The sequence below is a fragment of the Chitinophaga solisilvae genome, assembly GCF_009928525.1.
In the GTDB taxonomy this organism is placed as follows: Bacteria; Bacteroidota; Bacteroidia; order Chitinophagales; family Chitinophagaceae; genus Chitinophaga; species Chitinophaga solisilvae.
The window spans coordinates 1-15,829 of sequence record NZ_JAABOK010000027.1 but is presented as its reverse complement, the minus strand read 5'-3'; the positions used below and the strand labels follow the sequence as shown (position 1 = coordinate 15,829).

The window sequence follows — 15,829 nt, the reverse complement described above, 5'->3', positions numbered from 1 at the left end:
ATTAGTAAGCAGACGTTTTTTGAAATTATTAAGCTGATACCTATGACCAGGCGACTTTATAAAGCTTTAGGGATTGCTATATTATTAAGCTGTTGCTGCGGCCTGCTGGTGCAGGCACAGCAGCAGCCGCTGTACTCGCAATATATGTTCAACGGGATGATTATCAACCCGGCCTATCCTTCCATGGACGAGTCCTCCAGTCTTACTGCCGTTGGGCGTAACCAGTGGGTCGGGGTGGAAGGCGCCCCCAAAACGGCGACTGCATCTTTTTATACGCCGCTGAAAGCAACCAATACCAGCCTGGGGGTTTCCCTGATGAACGAGAAAATTACCGTCAACTCACAGACCGGCGTACACTTTAATGTATCCCAGCGGGTGAAGCTGAATGAAAAGGTATATCTCGCCATGGGCATTAAGGGAGGTATGACGCAATTCCGGGAAGACAACAGCTCGCTGTCTACCTCCGATCCGGTCTTTGCCAACAACCAGAGTTACTGGAAAACAGATATAGGCTTCGGGTTTATGCTCTTCACGGATAAATTTTTCGTAGGGCTGTCATCCCCCACCTTCAAGAGTTTTGATCTGGGGAACAGTGTGAACAAGGTGGTGGTGCAATCGCATTATTATCTGCAGACCGGCTACCTGGTTACGCTGAACGATGATGTGAAACTCAAGCCCAATGTATTACTACGCGTTGTGAAAGGATCAGGACTGCAATATGATCTGAATGCCAATATACTGCTGAAGAACCTGGTATGGCTGGGCGCCTCCTGGCGTTCAGAAAAAACCATGACAGGGTTAGTGCAGGTACAGCTGACGAAAAATCTGCAGCTTGGTTACTCTTATGATACCCCTATGCAATCAAATCTGAAGGGCGCACAAACAGCTTCCCATGAAGTAATGATTAATTACCGTTTCTCCTGGTCTAAGTGGAAAGTGGTAGCTCCCCGTTATTTCTAATACAATCTTATTTGAATTATGAGAACCCAAATCACGGAACATATGCGGAAAAACTATCTTAATTCCCTCATACTCTTTCTGAGCGTTATGTTCATTACCGGCTCCTGTTCAGTTGTAAAGGTGGGCGCCGGCGGTATGGCCAAAGTAAACCGTGCCGAACGTTTATTTAAAAGACAGGAATATGAGAAGGCTATTTCGTTGTGCAATGATGTGCTCAACAATGGCAACGACGAAGCATCCCGGCGTAAGGCAAAATTCCAGCTTGCGCGTATCTATTTTGAAACAAGACAGTTCGAAAAAACCATCAGCCTGTATGATGAGGTATTGTATAAACCGGCAGATGATATCCTGGTAACGGATGTTACCAACTATATCGACCTGCTGAAACGTACCGGCAGGGTAGGCAAAGCCAAAGAGGTGAGTGAACTGTATGCCAGAAACTACAAGAACAACGCACGTTTTAACAACCTGCAGCAATCCCTGGTGAATTATTATACCTTTTTTAATCATGATTCCGTCAGAGATATACGGGTAGACAGCTTGCGGCTGAATTTACCGGGGTATCAGTACGGGCTGGCGCTGTATAAGGAGAATGTGGTGTTTTTATCCAACGATTTCAAGAAATCGGCAGCACAGTCTTTTTACACCAATTCCAAACTGTATATGATTTCAGAAGATGGCGTAGAACCTTTCAACAGCAGCCTGCGTGGCGTGCTGCAGGTAGGGCCGGCTTCTTTCTTTGATAACGGGCAGAAAGTAATTTATACTTCCAACCGGTATACAGATATTAAGAATGAGAAGAATTCCTTTATCAATTACAATAACGGTACGCAGCTGCTGTCGTCTGTATTCCAGCCGGACCATGACACCTGGAGCAAGCCGGTGCCGGTGAAGCTGGGTAAGTCTGAAAATTATTCCTTTCTGCATCCTTCAGTTGCTTCGAATGGTAAACGTTTGTACTTTGCATCCGATATGCCTGGTGGTCAGGGCGGTACAGATATTTATTATGCCGACTGGGACAAAACGGAAAAGCGGTGGAAAGCGCCGGTGAACATGGGACCTGCGGTGAATACCAATGGTAATGAACTGTATCCGTTTGTGGTAGGAGATAAGTTGTTCTTTTCTTCCAATGGCCTGCAGGGCTTTGGCGGATTAGACATCTTTATGGTGAATGTAAAACAGCCGGAAGAGAGGGCAGCACACCTGCCTTATCCGGTGAATACACAGTTTGATGACCTGAATCCTGTACTGGATGAAGGAAAGCTGTTACTGTACTTTACTTCCGATCGTTCCGGCGTGCATGACAATGACCACATTTATGTATTGAATCTGAAGAAGAATCCTTTGAAACAGCTGGATTTGCCATATCCCGGCAAGTCTGCAAAAGACGAAGATAAAGTGCCTTATACTATGAACCCGGCGGAAGCCCGCCAGCAGCAAACTTTAGTAGGCGATACCCGTTATGACCATCTGCCTGTGGAAACCAAACCAGCTCCAGCTCCCGTAGTAGCGGTCGCTCCTGTGCGTGTAGCCGTTTCCGTTAAAGAAGAGCGCCATGTCATAGATTATGCACAGAAAAATATAGATACAGAGCCGGAGGTAATCCAGTGGCAGGACAGTGGTCCGGCCCGTGCAGCGTTGCCGGTAACGCCTGTGGCGGCAACTGCTGCAGTGATACCAGCCAGTACAAAAGTCATTGCTGCGGCTCCTGACCAGCACAGCTGGCAGCAGGGCGGTAATACAGCAGCACCGGCAGGTACAGGCAAAGCTGCTCCTGTTAAAGCGCAGCAGCCGGTAGTAACGGTACCGGACACACGCCGTACAGATTCCCTGCAGGCATCCGTGGTACACGTAAACGCCTATACGGCGCAATCAGACAGCGCGCTGATAGCCGCCAGCGCCGGCTGGAAAATCCCTGGCGCCGTGTATTTTGATCTGAACTCGTATGTGCCGAAAGATCAGGAATATAAGAAGCTCGATTCCATTTTTTATCTCTGGAAAGCCAATCCCCGCCGTATCATCCAGGTGAACGGCCATGCGGATGTTATCGGCACGGAGAAATATAATCTCACCTTATCCAAGAACCGCGCGGCATACATCCAGGAGTGCCTGCTCAGCAGGGGAGTGGATGCAGACAAGATAAGGATCAATTATTTCGGGTCCACCAGGCCGGTGCTGGCTATAAGCCAGTATACGCTGGATGCAGACCGGGAAAAATATATCCTGCAGCAGGGTATCAACCGGAGATGTGAGATCAGAATTCAGTAATTATTTTTTGCGTATATCAAACTAACACAATGAACAAAATTGCTTCACTAATGCTATTACTGGCGGCAGGTACACAAGCCTTCGCACAGGAAATGCCGGTTGTGTTCAACAAGAGCATGGGGGCTCCCAAAAACCAGTACAGAAAGCTGGCGATTGCGGAGAATAATGCGGTTGTGGCTATCGGTGGTGGCTCAGATAACGGGTGTATCACTAAATTATCTGCCACAGGGAATCTGATTTATAATACCCGGTTAAACAAAGGGGGCCTGGTAGCTTACCAGGATTTGTTGCTGTTGCCAAAGAATGAGCTGGTAGCGGTAGGGGGCGGTACTATCGCCTATGGTAATGCGCGCATCACGCGGTTATCATCGACCGGAGAAGTAGTGTTTGACAAAAGCATTGGAAATGGCCAGGGTGGCTATTTTACAAAGATCATTACAGATCGTCATGGTAACTATATCACCGTTGGAGTTGATGGTAGCAAGCCGGCACAGGCACGTATCACCAAAATGTCTCCGGATGGTAAAATCGAATTTGACAAAGGATTCGGTGCACATAACGTGTTTACCAATGTGCTGATAGACGAAGATGAAAACATCATCGCAGTAGGTGGCGATGTTGGCGACGGACAAGGTAAAGCATTTATGGTGAAGGTGGACGGCAAGGGAGAAAAACAATATGATCTCTCTTTCGGTAAACCAGGCGCTGTGTTTGAAAAAATGCTGCTGCTGGAAGACGGCGCAGTACTGGCTATGGGCGGTGGCGCCTATGGTACCGGCAATGCCAGCCGCATCACCAAAGTGAATGCGGAAGGTCAGATTGTATTCGATAAGGAATACAGCACCGTTGATGGTAAATTCAATGCCATGCGGGTGAATGACCTGGGACAGATCTTTGCCTGCGCAGAAGAAAAGGATAAAGGCCGTATTGTGAAACTGCGCCCTGATGGTACCGAGCTTTTCAACAAGGAAGTAGACGCTGCCCTGTTTGCACTGGAAGTAGGCAAGAATGGTAAGGTAGTGGCTACCGGTGGTAACATCTCCGGCAATACCGGTAAAATTGTGAAACTGCTGCCCGATGGTACACAGGTTGTCAACAAAAATGTAGGCAGCGTTTTCCAGCACCTGCTGCTGACAGAAGACGATGAAATGTGCGTGGTGACCAAAGACGGCTATCGCCTCATTAAACTGACACCCGATGGTGAAATGATGTTCGACAAGCAGCTGGGTAAGTATGATGCCAAAACAACGCTGGCCTCCCTGCTGATGAGCCCTTCCGGTGAAATCATTGCTGCCGGCGGTGGTGAAGAAGATGGTAACCGTATTATCAAAATCAGCCACGGTGTATCTATCAATGACATCGCGGTATCTGAACCTCTGAATGGTTTATCCAATGCAACGCTGACCATTACTTTATCAGGCTTTCTGAGAAGCAATGGCGTGCGTACTCCTGTGAATGTACACTATAAAACAATGCCGCATAAAGCCGGCGCAGGCACTGCCGATTACGATGCTACAGAAGGAACTATTTCCTTCGTGCCGTCTGAATTCGCTGCAGGTGCTATTATCTCCAAAACTATTCAGATACCTATCAAGAGCGACAACCTCCTGGAAGGAAAAGAAGCATTCCATGTGGAAGTACTGGATGCATCTGAACTGTATCTGACCAAAGCCAAAGGAGAAGTAACCATCCTGGATCAGCCGGCCATGGTGAAATTCATTGGTGGTACCAACGGCGCAGAACCTGCTACAGATGTGGTTTTCTCTGCCGGCCTGTTCAAACGCGACAATACGCCGCTGGTGAATGCAACCTCCAAACCGGTACGCCTGACCTATAAATTCGGTAACGGCACCGCTTTACCGGGCGCTGATTTCGTCAGCAGCATCAAAGCACCGTTTGCAATTGACAGCGGCGCTACTACTGCCAGCCTGTCTGTAAAAGTGAAAGACGATAACCGTTTTGAACTGGCAGAAACAGTAGTGCTGGTACTGAGTGAAATTAAAGCAGATAATGAAGCGATTGTAGGCTATAACGGCGACGTTACCTCCATCTCTGCTTCCCAGTACATCCAGGAACAAGCGGCATACATTACGCTGGTGAAACTGACGGATGCCAACGAATCTGCCACCGCTCCGGTGAGCATGTTCAAATGTATCCTGGTGAAAGCCGCTGATCAGACCGTACAAACCAACTGCACCGGCAGCGATATCAATATCTATTTTGGTGTGGATTCCGCCAGCACGGCTGCTTACGGTAAAGATTACGTAATTATGAACGGCGATATGGTGAAAATTACCGGTGATTGTGCATTCAGCGAAACCGATATTCAGGTAGCGCTGGTAAACGACCGTGTGAAAGAATCCGATGCACTGGTAGCCGTGAAACTCCGCGATGCTACTGCTGCTGTTACTGCAGGCGTGCTGAAAATTTCGCCTGAGTTGAAATTAAATAAGGCAGTTGCTGTTATCCACGATGATGATAACGATGAAGGCACTGTTTTAACAGCCAAATAAATATGGCTTGAATCAATAACCGATATACGCTGCTTCAGGCAACACCTACGTTCCCGCATAATTCACTTATGCGGGAATTTTTTTTAGAAAGATGAAGGTCTGTTGAAGGTAAGAGGGGGAGTGGCGGCAGCCTGAATAACCGGATAAGCGGACTGAAGCGATAAATGTTGCTTTTAAAACCGGACTGATTTCTTCCTAAAAATAAGAAAAGCAGCATTCTTTATATTATAAAAATAAAGATGCTGCTTTTTTTATATCTTAAAAATCCGTAGGAATTTCTTTATCGTAGGTAATTGTATAGCATCTGAATAATACTAATCAAAATACTAAAGATAAAAGAGTTGTGTCTTTTAATGGTTAACTTGGGAAAAGCCTGGTATGTCCTTACCGGGCTCTTTTTTTATACCAAAGTCTTACGCATTAAATAGTCTTCCATCAGAAAGCCGTTACCTATTTCAGTATCTTTTTCTCCATAGACGGTGAATCCTTGTTTTTCATAGAAGAAACGCGCTTTATTATAGCGGTTTACATCCAGTTCGAGGGAGGTAGCGCCCAGGTTTTTTACCTGTCTGATGACGGTATCCAGCAGGAATTTTCCTACGCCTTTTCCCTGGTAGTCCAGCGACAGATAGATTTTATGCAGCTTATATACGCCCTCAGTTTCGGTAGGGCTGTAAGAGGCAAAGCCGATTGGTTTTTTGTCATCCTGCAGCACGATGTATTTGTGTTGCAGTTCATTTATCTGTTTGGTCAGGGCAGCGGTGCCATACATCATATCGACCATGTAATCCGTCTGCTCCGGTGTGAGAATATTCTTGTAGGTTGGGCGCCAGATTTTGTCGGCAAGTTGCTGTATGACAGGGATATCGGCTACTGTTGTTGATTTGATGCGGTACATGTTGTGTAATTATAAGCTGTTAGTTTCCTGAATGATTTTATCTATCGTTTGTTGTAATCTGTCCAGCGGCATAAATCCTCTCGCGCAAAGGTATAATTGTCCGCCTGTATCCAGTATGGCTGCCGGAAAACCGGTGATGCCCCAGTTATGAACCAGGTCAAACTCCTGCCTGGTTTCCTGGTGGTAGTGTTCTTCGTGCAGTTTGCTGATGAATTCATCTTCCGGAAGGCCGAATTTTCTGATCAGCTTACGGTAAGTATCATCGTTGTTAAGGGAGATCCCGTCGTAGTTGAGTGCCACCTGCATATCGTGTGCAAAGCTGAGGGCATTTTCCGGCTGATAGGTTTTGAAAACGGTAAGTGCGACAGATGGTTTTTCCGAATCCATCATTTCAGCGGAGGGCAGTAATTTTTCCAGGAAGGAAGGGCCGAACTTCACGCCGGTCATTTCCTCCACATTGGTATGTTCCCTTTGAATATAGGCGGCCATGGAAGACCAGGGATGCTTATTGGCTCCGGCAATCATACCGCCGGAGAGAACCTCGAACTCCATAGTGCTGTGCAGTTGCTGCAATTGTAGTACCACGGGTGTAAACCCATAACACCAGCCACAAAGTGGGTCAAAAACGTATATAAATTTCATAAACGCATTATTAGCTGTCTGACTTTAGCATTCGTAAGTTGGAATGGAGGGCTAGCGCACAAAGATAATCTTTCATCGTCAGCTTTCCGTGAGAAGTTTATCAGCGGTCAAACACCCTTCTGGAAATCGCCACATCTTTTCGTATAGCCTTTATGGATAGCCGGGCCGCGATGATAAGCGTTATAACGGAAGCGCCTAGTACCAGGATATTATTACCTGTGAACAGGAAAAAATCGAAGGTGCCGTGAAAGAACACGGCGATGAGCAGGGAACGGAGCATCAGTGAGTTCCGTTGTGCCGGGATGAATTTGGCCAGGCCGGCGTAGTACCCCATCAGGATGGCGAAAGTAGCGTGTGCCGGTACAGACAGGAACATGCGTGCAACGCCGGTGCCGAAGCCGTAGCGGCTTACATAGGCAATGTTTTCCAGGGTGGCAAACCCCATTCCGATCATAACGGCATATACAATCCCGTCCAGTGGCTCATTGAATTCCTTTTTGCGATAGGCGTAGAGGCGGAGTACCAGGAATTTGGCCAGTTCTTCCGACAGACCAACCACGCCATAGGCGAAGATAGCGGTATCGATCAGGCGGGCATTGGTTTCCTGTAATCCGAAAACAAGCGCCAGGGCTTGCAGTACCAGTGGCAGCACCACGCACAGCATGCCCAGGATAAAGCACTTCAGCAGTAACCCTACAGGTTCGCGGTCGTATTTATCCAGGGCGTATATGAACAGGCATATAGCAAGGCCGGGGGCAATGGCAAGGGCCAGCAGCATCATGGTCAGATATTTTTTAGTTTGCGGCGCTCCGTCAGGTAATTACTGAGCATGTCAACACTGTAACTGCTAAGATTGTTTGCTTTTGTTACGCCGCCTTTCTGAGCAGCCAGGGTACCGTAGTGCACATCGTGATATCCTTGAATGCTGTGGGCATCGGGGTCAATGGAGATGAGCACCTTTTTTTCCAGCGCATAGGGCAGCCAGGTCCAGTCTATATCCAGCCGGCGGGGATGTGCGTTGAGTTCAATCACTACCTGGTTGGCAGCGCAGGCGTCGATAATGGCTTTATGATCCAGCGGATAGCCGTTACGGCTAAGCAGCAGGCGGCCGGTCATATGTCCCAGTATTGTCGTATACGGGTTCTCGATGGCTTTCAGTACGCGGGCCATTGCTTTCTCTTCCGTCATTTTCAGATTGGAATGTACAGACGCAATTACGAGGTCGAATCCGGCGAGTATCTCATCCGGATAGTCGAGCGTACCATCGTTGAGAATATCGGCTTCTATACTTTTAAAAATGCGGAAAGGAGCCAGTTGTCTGTTGAGTTCATCTATCTGTTCCTGCTGGGCGATAACTCTTTCAATACTCAGACCGTTGGCATAGAAAGCGGAGCGGGAGTGATCGCTGATAACGAGGTATTCGTACCCCTGATCCCTGGCGGCGGTAGCCATTTCTTCCAGGGTATAGAGGCCATCGCTCCACTGGCTGTGGGAGTGGATGATACCTTTGATATCGCTGGCGTTGATGAGTGCCGGCAGTTGCTGTGAGCGTGCCAGTTCAATTTCATTTCCTCCTTCCCGCAGGCAGGGCGGGATGAATGCCATGCCGGCGTTACTGAAAATAGCTTCTTCGCTGGCAGCGCCCCTGATATGGGCAGCGCCGCCGCCGGCGTTGAATTTATCTATGAATGCCGGTGCACCGGTAGTGGTAAAGAGTTTACTGTGGAAGTCTGCGGAGTCGCAGCTGTGCAGGATCACGTTGTATTTCTCCTGGTATTTCCATACGAGGTGTGTATCGTTGGTAGCGGAGTGAGTGAATCCGGGCAGGGCTGCGATCTTTTCCTGCAGGGTGGCTGTGGGTATAGCCGCGATGAATTCCAGCTCATCTATGATGATAGCCTGGCGGCGGAAAGCGCCGGTAATGGCTACTGGAGCAGGCGACAGCAGTTCCTGCAGCTGCCGGAGCAGGATGTTGGCCGTTTCTTCCGCTTCTGCGTAGAGGAACCTGTTTCTGTTGGATAGATAGAATTCTATATTCTGGCGTACGTTTTCCTGTGTTTTTTCACCGAATCCCTTGAGGAGCAGCAGGCGGTTTTCATTACAGGCATATAGCAGCTCTCCCATAGATTCCACTTCCAGTTCTTTCCAGATAGTTGCAATTTTTTTAGGTCCCAGTCCTTTGATCTTCATCATTTCCAGGATACCCTGCGGGGTGATCTGCAGGTAATTGTCGAGCAGTCCGAAGTTGCCGGTATCCAGCATTTCGAGAATACTTTTACCGGTAGATTCACCGATTCCTTTGATCTTAAAGATTTCGTCACGGGAAGTATCTTTCAGCTGTGCGGGTAATTTTTCTATCGTAAATGCCGCGGAGGCAAAGGATTTGGCTTTAAAACTGTTTTCTCCGTGAATATCCATGAGTTTGGACAGCAGGGAGAAGTTATCGGCTATTGAATAGTTATCCATGGGATAAAATTACGAATTACGAGTTATACAGGAATTACAAATTACGAATTGCGAATTACGAATGTTGAGCGAAGATGAAAGCGAATCAAGAATTTATTTCTTCGCTTTCATCTTCGCTCAACATTCGTAATTCGCAATTCGCAATTCGTAATTTCCTGAAGTGTATGCTTAAAACGAAAAAACCCAGGTATTACTACCTGGGTTCTTATAACTACATTTTGTAATTCCGATCTTAGTTTGCCGGAGCTGCAGGAGTAGAAGGAGCAGCTGGTGCTTTTTTAGCAGGCGCTTTCTTCTTGGCAGCTGGTTTTTTAGCAGCTGGTTTTTTAGCAGCGGCTTTCTTTTTAGGAGCAGCTTTCTTAGCAGCAGCTTTCTTTTTAGGAGCAGCTTTCTTAGCAGCGGCTTTCTTTTTAGGAGCAGCTGGTTTTTTAGCAGCAACTTTCTTTTTAGGCGCAGCTTTCTTAGCAGCAGCTTTCTTTTTAGGCGCAGCTTTCTTTTTAGGCGCAGCTTTCTTAGCAGCAGCTTTCTTTTTAGGAGCGGCTTTTTTAGCAGCAGCTTTCTTTTTAGGAGCAGCTTTCTTAGCAGCAGCTTTCTTTTTAGGCGCAGCTTTTTTAGCAGCCGCTTTTTTAATTGTTGCCATTGTTTTTTGAATTTGGGTTAGTAAAAAAATATTGGGTATAAAAAAACTTTATGGCTAACACTGATTAGGCTTCTGCCTGAGCAGTGGTGTCAAATGCTTTAACGGAAACGTAAGTTTTGTTCTCACGGCCTTTTCTGAATTCAACCACACCGTCAGCAACTGCGAAAAGCGTAAAATCTTTTCCAACGCCTACATTCTGACCGGGATGATAAACTGTGCCTCTCTGACGAACGATGATGTTACCAGAAACAGCAGGTTGACCACCGAAGATTTTTACTCCCAGCCTTTTGCTGTGGGAGTCGCGGCCATTCTTTACACTACCTTCACCTTTTTTATGTGCCATTGTATAATTACTTTAAAAACTTTATCTAAATAAGTTAACCTAGCTTAAAATATTAAGCTATTTCATTGATCTTGATCTTTGTAAAATGGGTGCGGTGACCGATTTTCTTTCTGAAGCCTTTTCTTCTCTTCATTTTGAAAGCGATTACTTTTTCACCCTGAACATGACCCAGGATCTCTGCTTTTACTACTGATTTTACATCAGTGCCTACGGTCAGCGCACCGGCGTTATCTGTCAACAGTACATCGGAAAACTCCACTTTGTCTCCAATATTTCCCTGTAACTGCTGTACAAATATTTCCTGGTCTTTTTGTACTTTAAATTGCTGACCTGCGATTTTTACAACTGCAAACATAATTATCCAAAATATAATTTCCGCAAAAGTATCAATTGTTTTCCAATTGAACAAAGATTTCCTGCTTTTTTTAATTCATATATGTAAATATATACTATAGGCAGGAAATAAACTTAATCTTTTCAAAGATACGTACTTTCCTGAATTTTATATTTTTTTAACATTTTATGTGGTGCAGCGTGCTGTCAGGCATCCCCCGTTTATATTATATAATAAAGCCCTAAAAACTGTTAAATTACTGTACAATCCAACGCATTTTTGTATACTTTTGTCGTTTACGCGTTAATAGGAATGCAGGCATTTTTGATGGATGGTGTAGCCGGTTAAATTCTTTTACCGTAACTATGACAACTGAATACCGGCATCCGCATGTCAGAAAAAAAGTACTCTCAATCATAAAATAAAGGGCATGAAGTTTAAATCACTGCTAGCCAAACCATTTGCTTCTATCGTTCATAATAAGATAAAGAAGGAGATGCTCAGGGCGGTGGAAGACCAGGATGCTATCCTGGAGGAGCTGATAAAGACAGGCAAAAAGACGGAATTCGGGGCAGATCATAAACTGGACGCTGTACGTACGCACGAAGAATTCAGGCAGGCGGTACCTATCCGCGATTATGAACAGTTTAAACCCTACATTGAACGCATCAAAGAAGGAAAACAGAACGTACTCTGGAAAGGACAGCCGATTTACCTGGCCAAAACTTCCGGTACTACCAGCGGTGTAAAATATATCCCTATCTCTAAAGATTCTATCTCCAATCATATAGACACTGCCCGTAATGCGTTGCTGAACTATATGGGAGAAACCGGCAATACCGCTTTTGCTGACGGAAAAATGATCTTCCTTTCCGGTTCCCCCGAACTGGAAAGAGTAGGCGGTATCCCTACCGGCCGCCTCAGCGGTATCGTGAATCACCATATTCCCCGCTACCTGCGTACCAACCAGCTTCCGGCCTACGAAACCAACTGTATCGAAGACTGGGAAACCAAGCTGGACAGAATAGTGGAAGAAACCATCAATCAGGATATGACCCTCATCAGCGGCATACCGCCATGGGTGCAGATGTATTTCGACAGACTGATGGAACGCACCAACGGCAAACACATCAGGGAGATATTCAAGAATTTTGATGTGATGGTATACGGCGGCGTTAACTTTGAGCCGTACCGGGCCAAACTGATGGCTTCTATAGGGCATCCGATACATACCGTGGAAACATTCCCGGCATCAGAAGGATTTTTCGCCTTCCAGGACTCCCAGGAGCAGGAAGGCCTGTTACTTAATACCAACTCGGGCATCTTCTATGAATTTATCCCTGCGCAGGAAATTTTCAACGAAAATCCTACCCGTTTATCACTGAAAGATGTGCAAACAGGCGTAAATTACGCTATGATCATCAACAATAACGCCGGACTGTGGGGCTATAACCTGGGCGATACCGTCAAGTTTATATCCACCAATCCCTATCGTTTGCTGGTGACCGGCAGGATCAAGCATTTCATCTCCGCCTTCGGCGAGCACGTTATCGGGGAGGAAGTAGAATACAGCCTGATGAAAGCCGCAAAGGAAGAGAATGTGCAGATCACGGAATTTACTGTGGCGCCAATGGTGCAGACCAACGGCGAACTGCCTTTCCACGAATGGTTTGTAGAGTTTGAAAATATGCCGGAAAACCTGGAGGCTTTTGCCCGGAAGGTAGATGAGAACATGCGCCGCAAGAATATTTATTACGATGATCTTTTAACAGGAAATATATTACAACCCCTGAAAATAAGGACTGTACGCAAGCAAGGGTTTATCGACTATATGAAAGCTATTGGAAAACTGGGCGGGCAGAACAAGGTACCCCGTCTGAGCAATGACAGGAAGCTGGCCAATGACCTGACACCGTATTTACAGTAATAGTAATTGAAAAACAGCCACAGCTGCAAGCCGGCAGGCTACAGCCAGGAAGTTCATTTTTGTTAACTGAAGAAAAAAGTAAATCACTGTAATGAATAAACGAAAGATTGCCATCTTCGGGTCTACCGGATCCATTGGCATACAGGCATTGGATGTGATCGCAGCGCATCCTGACAGATTTTGTGTGGAAGTGCTGACAGCGCAGCAGAACGCTGACCTGCTGATAGAACAGGCCCTCAGATTCAAGCCTAATGCCGTTGTTATTGGCAACGAGGATAAATACAAACAGGTAAAGGACATACTTTTTGACAAAGGCATCAAAGTGTTTGCCGGCGCCAAAGCCATGGTGGAAGTGGCTTCCTGGAGCTCTATTGATATGATGCTGGCGGCCATTATGGGCTTTGCCGGTCTGGCCCCTACCTTGTCTGCCATCGAACAGGGCACCCCTGTGGCACTGGCCAACAAGGAAACGCTGGTAGTAGCCGGAGACATTGTCATGGCTACCGCCCGCCGTAAAAATGTGCCTATCATCCCGGTAGACTCTGAACACTCCGCTATCTTCCAGTGCCTGCTGGGAGAGCCTTTCAGTAAGGTGGAAAAAGTGATTCTGACTGCTTCCGGCGGTCCGTTCCTGGGCAAGAAACCCAATTTCCTCATCAACGTGAAAAAGGACCACGCCCTGCAGCATCCTAACTGGAGCATGGGCGCGAAAATCACCATTGACTCCGCCACCCTGATGAACAAAGGGCTGGAAATGATCGAAGCCCGCTGGCTGTTCGGTCTGCATCCGGATCAGATTGAAGTGGTGGTGCACGCACAGTCTATCATCCACTCCATGGTGCAGTTTGTAGACGGCTCCCTGAAAGCGCAGATGGGCCTGCCCGACATGAAGCTGCCCATTCAGTATGCGCTGGGGTATCCTGACCGTCTGGCCAACGATTTCCCGCGGTTTTCCTTCAGGAATTACCCGACCCTCACTTTTGAGCAGCCGGATACCAAAACTTTCCGTAACCTTGCCATCGCCATGGAGGCTATGCAGAAGGGCGGTAATGCGGCCTGCGTCATGAATGCAGCCAACGAAGAAGTCGTGAACGCGTTCCTCCGAAACAGGATCGGGTTCCTGCAGATGACAGAAGTAATTGAAGAAACGATGGGGAAGGTGCCGTTTATTGAAACCCCCACGCTGCATGATTATTACGAGTGCGATAATGCCGCGCGTGAACATGCTGCTTCCCTTATCAATTCTATAGTTATATAAACTGACGTTAAAAATTAACAAAAGGTTTTGCCGGAATATGTAGTAAAACTGATATATTAGGCAGATTAAAGCAGAAAAAAAGTAAATGACAACAGAGGTTATATTGGTGAAAGCCGGGCAGTTGTTACTGTCTCTCTCTATTTTGGTTGTATTGCACGAGTTAGGCCATTTTATCCCTGCCAAGCTTTTCAAAACCAGGGTAGAAAAATTTTATTTGTTCTTTGATCCCTGGTTCTCTCTTTTCAAATTCAAGAAAGGTGAAACAGAATACGGTATCGGATGGTTACCGCTGGGAGGATATGTGAAAATATCCGGTATGATAGATGAAAGTATGGACAAGGAGCAGATGGCGAAACCGCCGCAGCCCTATGAATTCCGGGCCAAGCCGGCCTGGCAGCGCCTGATTATCATGATCGGCGGGGTTACCGTCAACATCCTGCTCGCATTTTTCATCTATGCCATGATGTTATGGTACTGGGGCGAAAAATACCTGCCTACAGATGCCGTGAAATACGGCGTTACCGTGGATTCCCTGGGACAAAGCATCGGTCTGCGCGACGGCGATAAAATTCTTTCTGTCGACAACCGCAAAATAGAACGTTTCAACGCTATTCCTGCAGATATCATCCTGCATGAAGGCAAAACCATTCAGGTAGACCGCAACGGGGAAATGGTGAATCTCAATATCCCGCAGGGATTTGTAAACCGCCTCATCAAACAGAAGGAACCTTTTGCCTATGTACGTTTCCCGTATTACGCAGACAAATTTGAAAAGGGTTCTGTAGCGGAAAAAAGCGGCAAGTTCCAGCCAGGAGATCAGATCATCTCGCTGAATAACAAGCCCGCAGCCTATTTTACCGACTTCGCCAAAGAAATCCGCGGGCATAAAAACCAGGATATCACCGTTGGCGTCATCAGAAATGGAGATACGCTCAACATCCCTGTAAAGCTGACAGAAACCGGTAAACTGGGTATCTACTACCAGGATCCGGAGAAATTCTTCGATTACAAGGTTAAAACATACACCTTCCTGCAGGCTATCCCCGCGGGCTTCACCAAGAGTATCGACAAACTCGTGAGCTACGTACAGCAGCTGCGGTTGATCTTTGTTTCCAAAGAAGTGAAAGTCAGCGAATCCCTGGGAGGCTTTATGAGCATCGGTAACCTGTTCCCTGAATCCTGGGACTGGATGATGTTCTGGGAGATGACCGCATTTTTATCCATCATCCTGGCCTTTATGAACATCCTGCCTATTCCGGCGCTGGATGGCGGCCACGTGCTGTTCCTCCTCTACGAAATTGTTACCGGCCGTAAACCCAGCGAGAAATTCCTGGAATACGCCCAGATCGTAGGTATGGTCATCCTGTTTGGCCTCCTGTTATTCGCCAACGGCCTGGATTTCTGGAGAAACATCATTAGTAAATGGTTCTGATTATTTAATTATTTAGTTATTTGAGATTTAGAATGCAGGGGAGATTTTCGGATTTTGAGATTTTTTGATTTACGGATTTTTTAAATGCAGCAAAGATTTTCGCTAAGATCTTTGCTGCATTTAAAAAATCCGTAAATCAAAAAATCTC

General features: G+C 46.7%; 13 protein-coding genes. 7 read left to right on the top strand and 6 right to left on the bottom strand.

Annotation, left to right across the window (positions count from 1 at the left end):
* Nucleotides 1-42: 42 nt before the first annotated feature.
* The 3 genes from GWG06_RS29605 to GWG06_RS29595 are packed head-to-tail and all read left to right on the top strand — an operon-like array spanning nucleotide 43 to nucleotide 5,741.
* Nucleotides 43-960, top strand: coding sequence for a PorP/SprF family type IX secretion system membrane protein (locus tag GWG06_RS29605; protein WP_160718081.1), 918 nt, complete (start codon nucleotides 43-45; stop codon nucleotides 958-960).
* 18 nt (nucleotides 961-978) lie between these two features.
* A complete protein-coding gene (locus tag GWG06_RS29600) occupies nucleotides 979-3,228 on the top strand; it encodes an OmpA family protein (RefSeq protein ID WP_160718080.1) in 2,250 nt (749 codons plus the stop codon).
* Between the two features lie 29 nt (nucleotides 3,229-3,257).
* Entirely contained in the window at nucleotides 3,258-5,741 is a 2,484-nt protein-coding gene (locus tag GWG06_RS29595) for a Calx-beta domain-containing protein (protein WP_127042305.1), read from the top strand.
* Between the two features lie 400 nt (nucleotides 5,742-6,141).
* On the opposite strand, the gene GWG06_RS29590 is transcribed toward GWG06_RS29595, so the two are convergent.
* The 4 genes from GWG06_RS29590 to GWG06_RS29575 form a co-directional block, all read right to left on the bottom strand.
* Nucleotides 6,142-6,639 (bottom strand): GNAT family N-acetyltransferase, encoded by a 498-nt coding sequence (locus GWG06_RS29590; RefSeq protein WP_127042307.1) that lies wholly within the window; start codon nucleotides 6,637-6,639, stop codon nucleotides 6,142-6,144.
* A 9-nt stretch (nucleotides 6,640-6,648) separates the two neighbouring features.
* Entirely contained in the window at nucleotides 6,649-7,281 is a 633-nt protein-coding gene (locus GWG06_RS29585) for a DsbA family protein (protein WP_127042309.1), read from the bottom strand.
* 100 nt (nucleotides 7,282-7,381) lie between these two features.
* On the bottom strand, nucleotides 7,382-8,062 hold the full coding sequence (locus tag GWG06_RS29580; protein WP_127042311.1) for a PrsW family glutamic-type intramembrane protease: 681 nt from the start codon (nucleotides 8,060-8,062) through the stop codon (nucleotides 7,382-7,384).
* Between the two features lie 2 nt (nucleotides 8,063-8,064).
* Nucleotides 8,065-9,747, bottom strand: coding sequence for a DNA polymerase/3'-5' exonuclease PolX (locus tag GWG06_RS29575; RefSeq protein WP_160718079.1), 1,683 nt, complete (start codon nucleotides 9,745-9,747; stop codon nucleotides 8,065-8,067).
* A 296-nt stretch (nucleotides 9,748-10,043) separates the two neighbouring features.
* Between GWG06_RS29575 and GWG06_RS30490 the strand changes: the two genes are divergently transcribed.
* Nucleotides 10,044-10,397 carry a hypothetical protein gene (locus GWG06_RS30490; RefSeq protein WP_202183164.1) on the top strand — a complete coding sequence of 118 codons (354 nt, stop codon included), beginning with the start codon at nucleotides 10,044-10,046 and terminating at the stop codon, nucleotides 10,395-10,397.
* 54 nt (nucleotides 10,398-10,451) lie between these two features.
* Here GWG06_RS30490 and rpmA read toward each other — a convergent pair whose 3' ends face one another.
* Both rpmA and rplU read right to left on the bottom strand, forming a co-directional pair.
* Nucleotides 10,452-10,730 carry a 50S ribosomal protein L27 gene (gene rpmA, locus GWG06_RS29565; RefSeq protein ID WP_127042317.1) on the bottom strand — a complete coding sequence of 93 codons (279 nt, stop codon included), beginning with the start codon at nucleotides 10,728-10,730 and terminating at the stop codon, nucleotides 10,452-10,454.
* 52 nt (nucleotides 10,731-10,782) lie between these two features.
* Nucleotides 10,783-11,085, bottom strand: a complete 303-nt coding sequence (gene rplU, locus GWG06_RS29560) for a 50S ribosomal protein L21 (RefSeq protein ID WP_160718077.1) — start codon at nucleotides 11,083-11,085, stop codon at nucleotides 10,783-10,785.
* 409 nt (nucleotides 11,086-11,494) lie between these two features.
* Between rplU and GWG06_RS29555 the strand changes: the two genes are divergently transcribed.
* The 3 genes from GWG06_RS29555 to rseP all read left to right on the top strand — a co-directional run bounded on the left by GWG06_RS29555 (nucleotide 11,495) and on the right by rseP (nucleotide 15,681).
* Nucleotides 11,495-12,991, top strand: coding sequence for a GH3 auxin-responsive promoter family protein (locus GWG06_RS29555; RefSeq protein WP_127044435.1), 1,497 nt, complete (start codon nucleotides 11,495-11,497; stop codon nucleotides 12,989-12,991).
* Nucleotides 12,992-13,082: 91 nt separating this feature from the next.
* Nucleotides 13,083-14,249: a 1-deoxy-D-xylulose-5-phosphate reductoisomerase gene (locus GWG06_RS29550; RefSeq protein ID WP_173962795.1), complete on the top strand. Its 1,167-nt coding sequence runs from the start codon at nucleotides 13,083-13,085 to the stop codon at nucleotides 14,247-14,249.
* Nucleotides 14,250-14,334: 85 nt separating this feature from the next.
* Nucleotides 14,335-15,681: an RIP metalloprotease RseP gene (gene rseP / locus GWG06_RS29545; protein WP_160718076.1), complete on the top strand. Its 1,347-nt coding sequence runs from the start codon at nucleotides 14,335-14,337 to the stop codon at nucleotides 15,679-15,681.
* Nucleotides 15,682-15,829: the final 148 nt, after the last annotated feature.

Excerpts from the sequence above, each read along its gene's own strand:
- GWG06_RS29600 (WP_160718080.1), top strand. The coding sequence starts at position 979 with ATGAGAACCCAAATCACGGAACATATGCGGAAAAACTATCTTAATTCC.
- rseP (WP_160718076.1), top strand. The coding sequence starts at position 14,335 with ATGACAACAGAGGTTATATTGGTGAAAGCCGGGCAGTTGTTACTGTCT.
- GWG06_RS29585 (WP_127042309.1), bottom strand. The coding sequence starts at position 7,281 with ATGAAATTTATATACGTTTTTGACCCACTTTGTGGCTGGTGTTATGGG.
- GWG06_RS29575 (WP_160718079.1), bottom strand. The coding sequence starts at position 9,747 with ATGGATAACTATTCAATAGCCGATAACTTCTCCCTGCTGTCCAAACTC.
- GWG06_RS29590 (WP_127042307.1), bottom strand. The coding sequence starts at position 6,639 with ATGTACCGCATCAAATCAACAACAGTAGCCGATATCCCTGTCATACAG.
- GWG06_RS29595 (WP_127042305.1), top strand. The coding sequence starts at position 3,258 with ATGAACAAAATTGCTTCACTAATGCTATTACTGGCGGCAGGTACACAA.
- GWG06_RS29605 (WP_160718081.1), top strand. The coding sequence starts at position 43 with ATGACCAGGCGACTTTATAAAGCTTTAGGGATTGCTATATTATTAAGC.
- GWG06_RS29580 (WP_127042311.1), bottom strand. The coding sequence starts at position 8,062 with ATGATGCTGCTGGCCCTTGCCATTGCCCCCGGCCTTGCTATATGCCTG.
- rpmA (WP_127042317.1), bottom strand. The coding sequence starts at position 10,730 with ATGGCACATAAAAAAGGTGAAGGTAGTGTAAAGAATGGCCGCGACTCC.
- rplU (WP_160718077.1), bottom strand. The coding sequence starts at position 11,085 with ATGTTTGCAGTTGTAAAAATCGCAGGTCAGCAATTTAAAGTACAAAAA.
- GWG06_RS29555 (WP_127044435.1), top strand. The coding sequence starts at position 11,495 with ATGAAGTTTAAATCACTGCTAGCCAAACCATTTGCTTCTATCGTTCAT.
- GWG06_RS29550 (WP_173962795.1), top strand. The coding sequence starts at position 13,083 with ATGAATAAACGAAAGATTGCCATCTTCGGGTCTACCGGATCCATTGGC.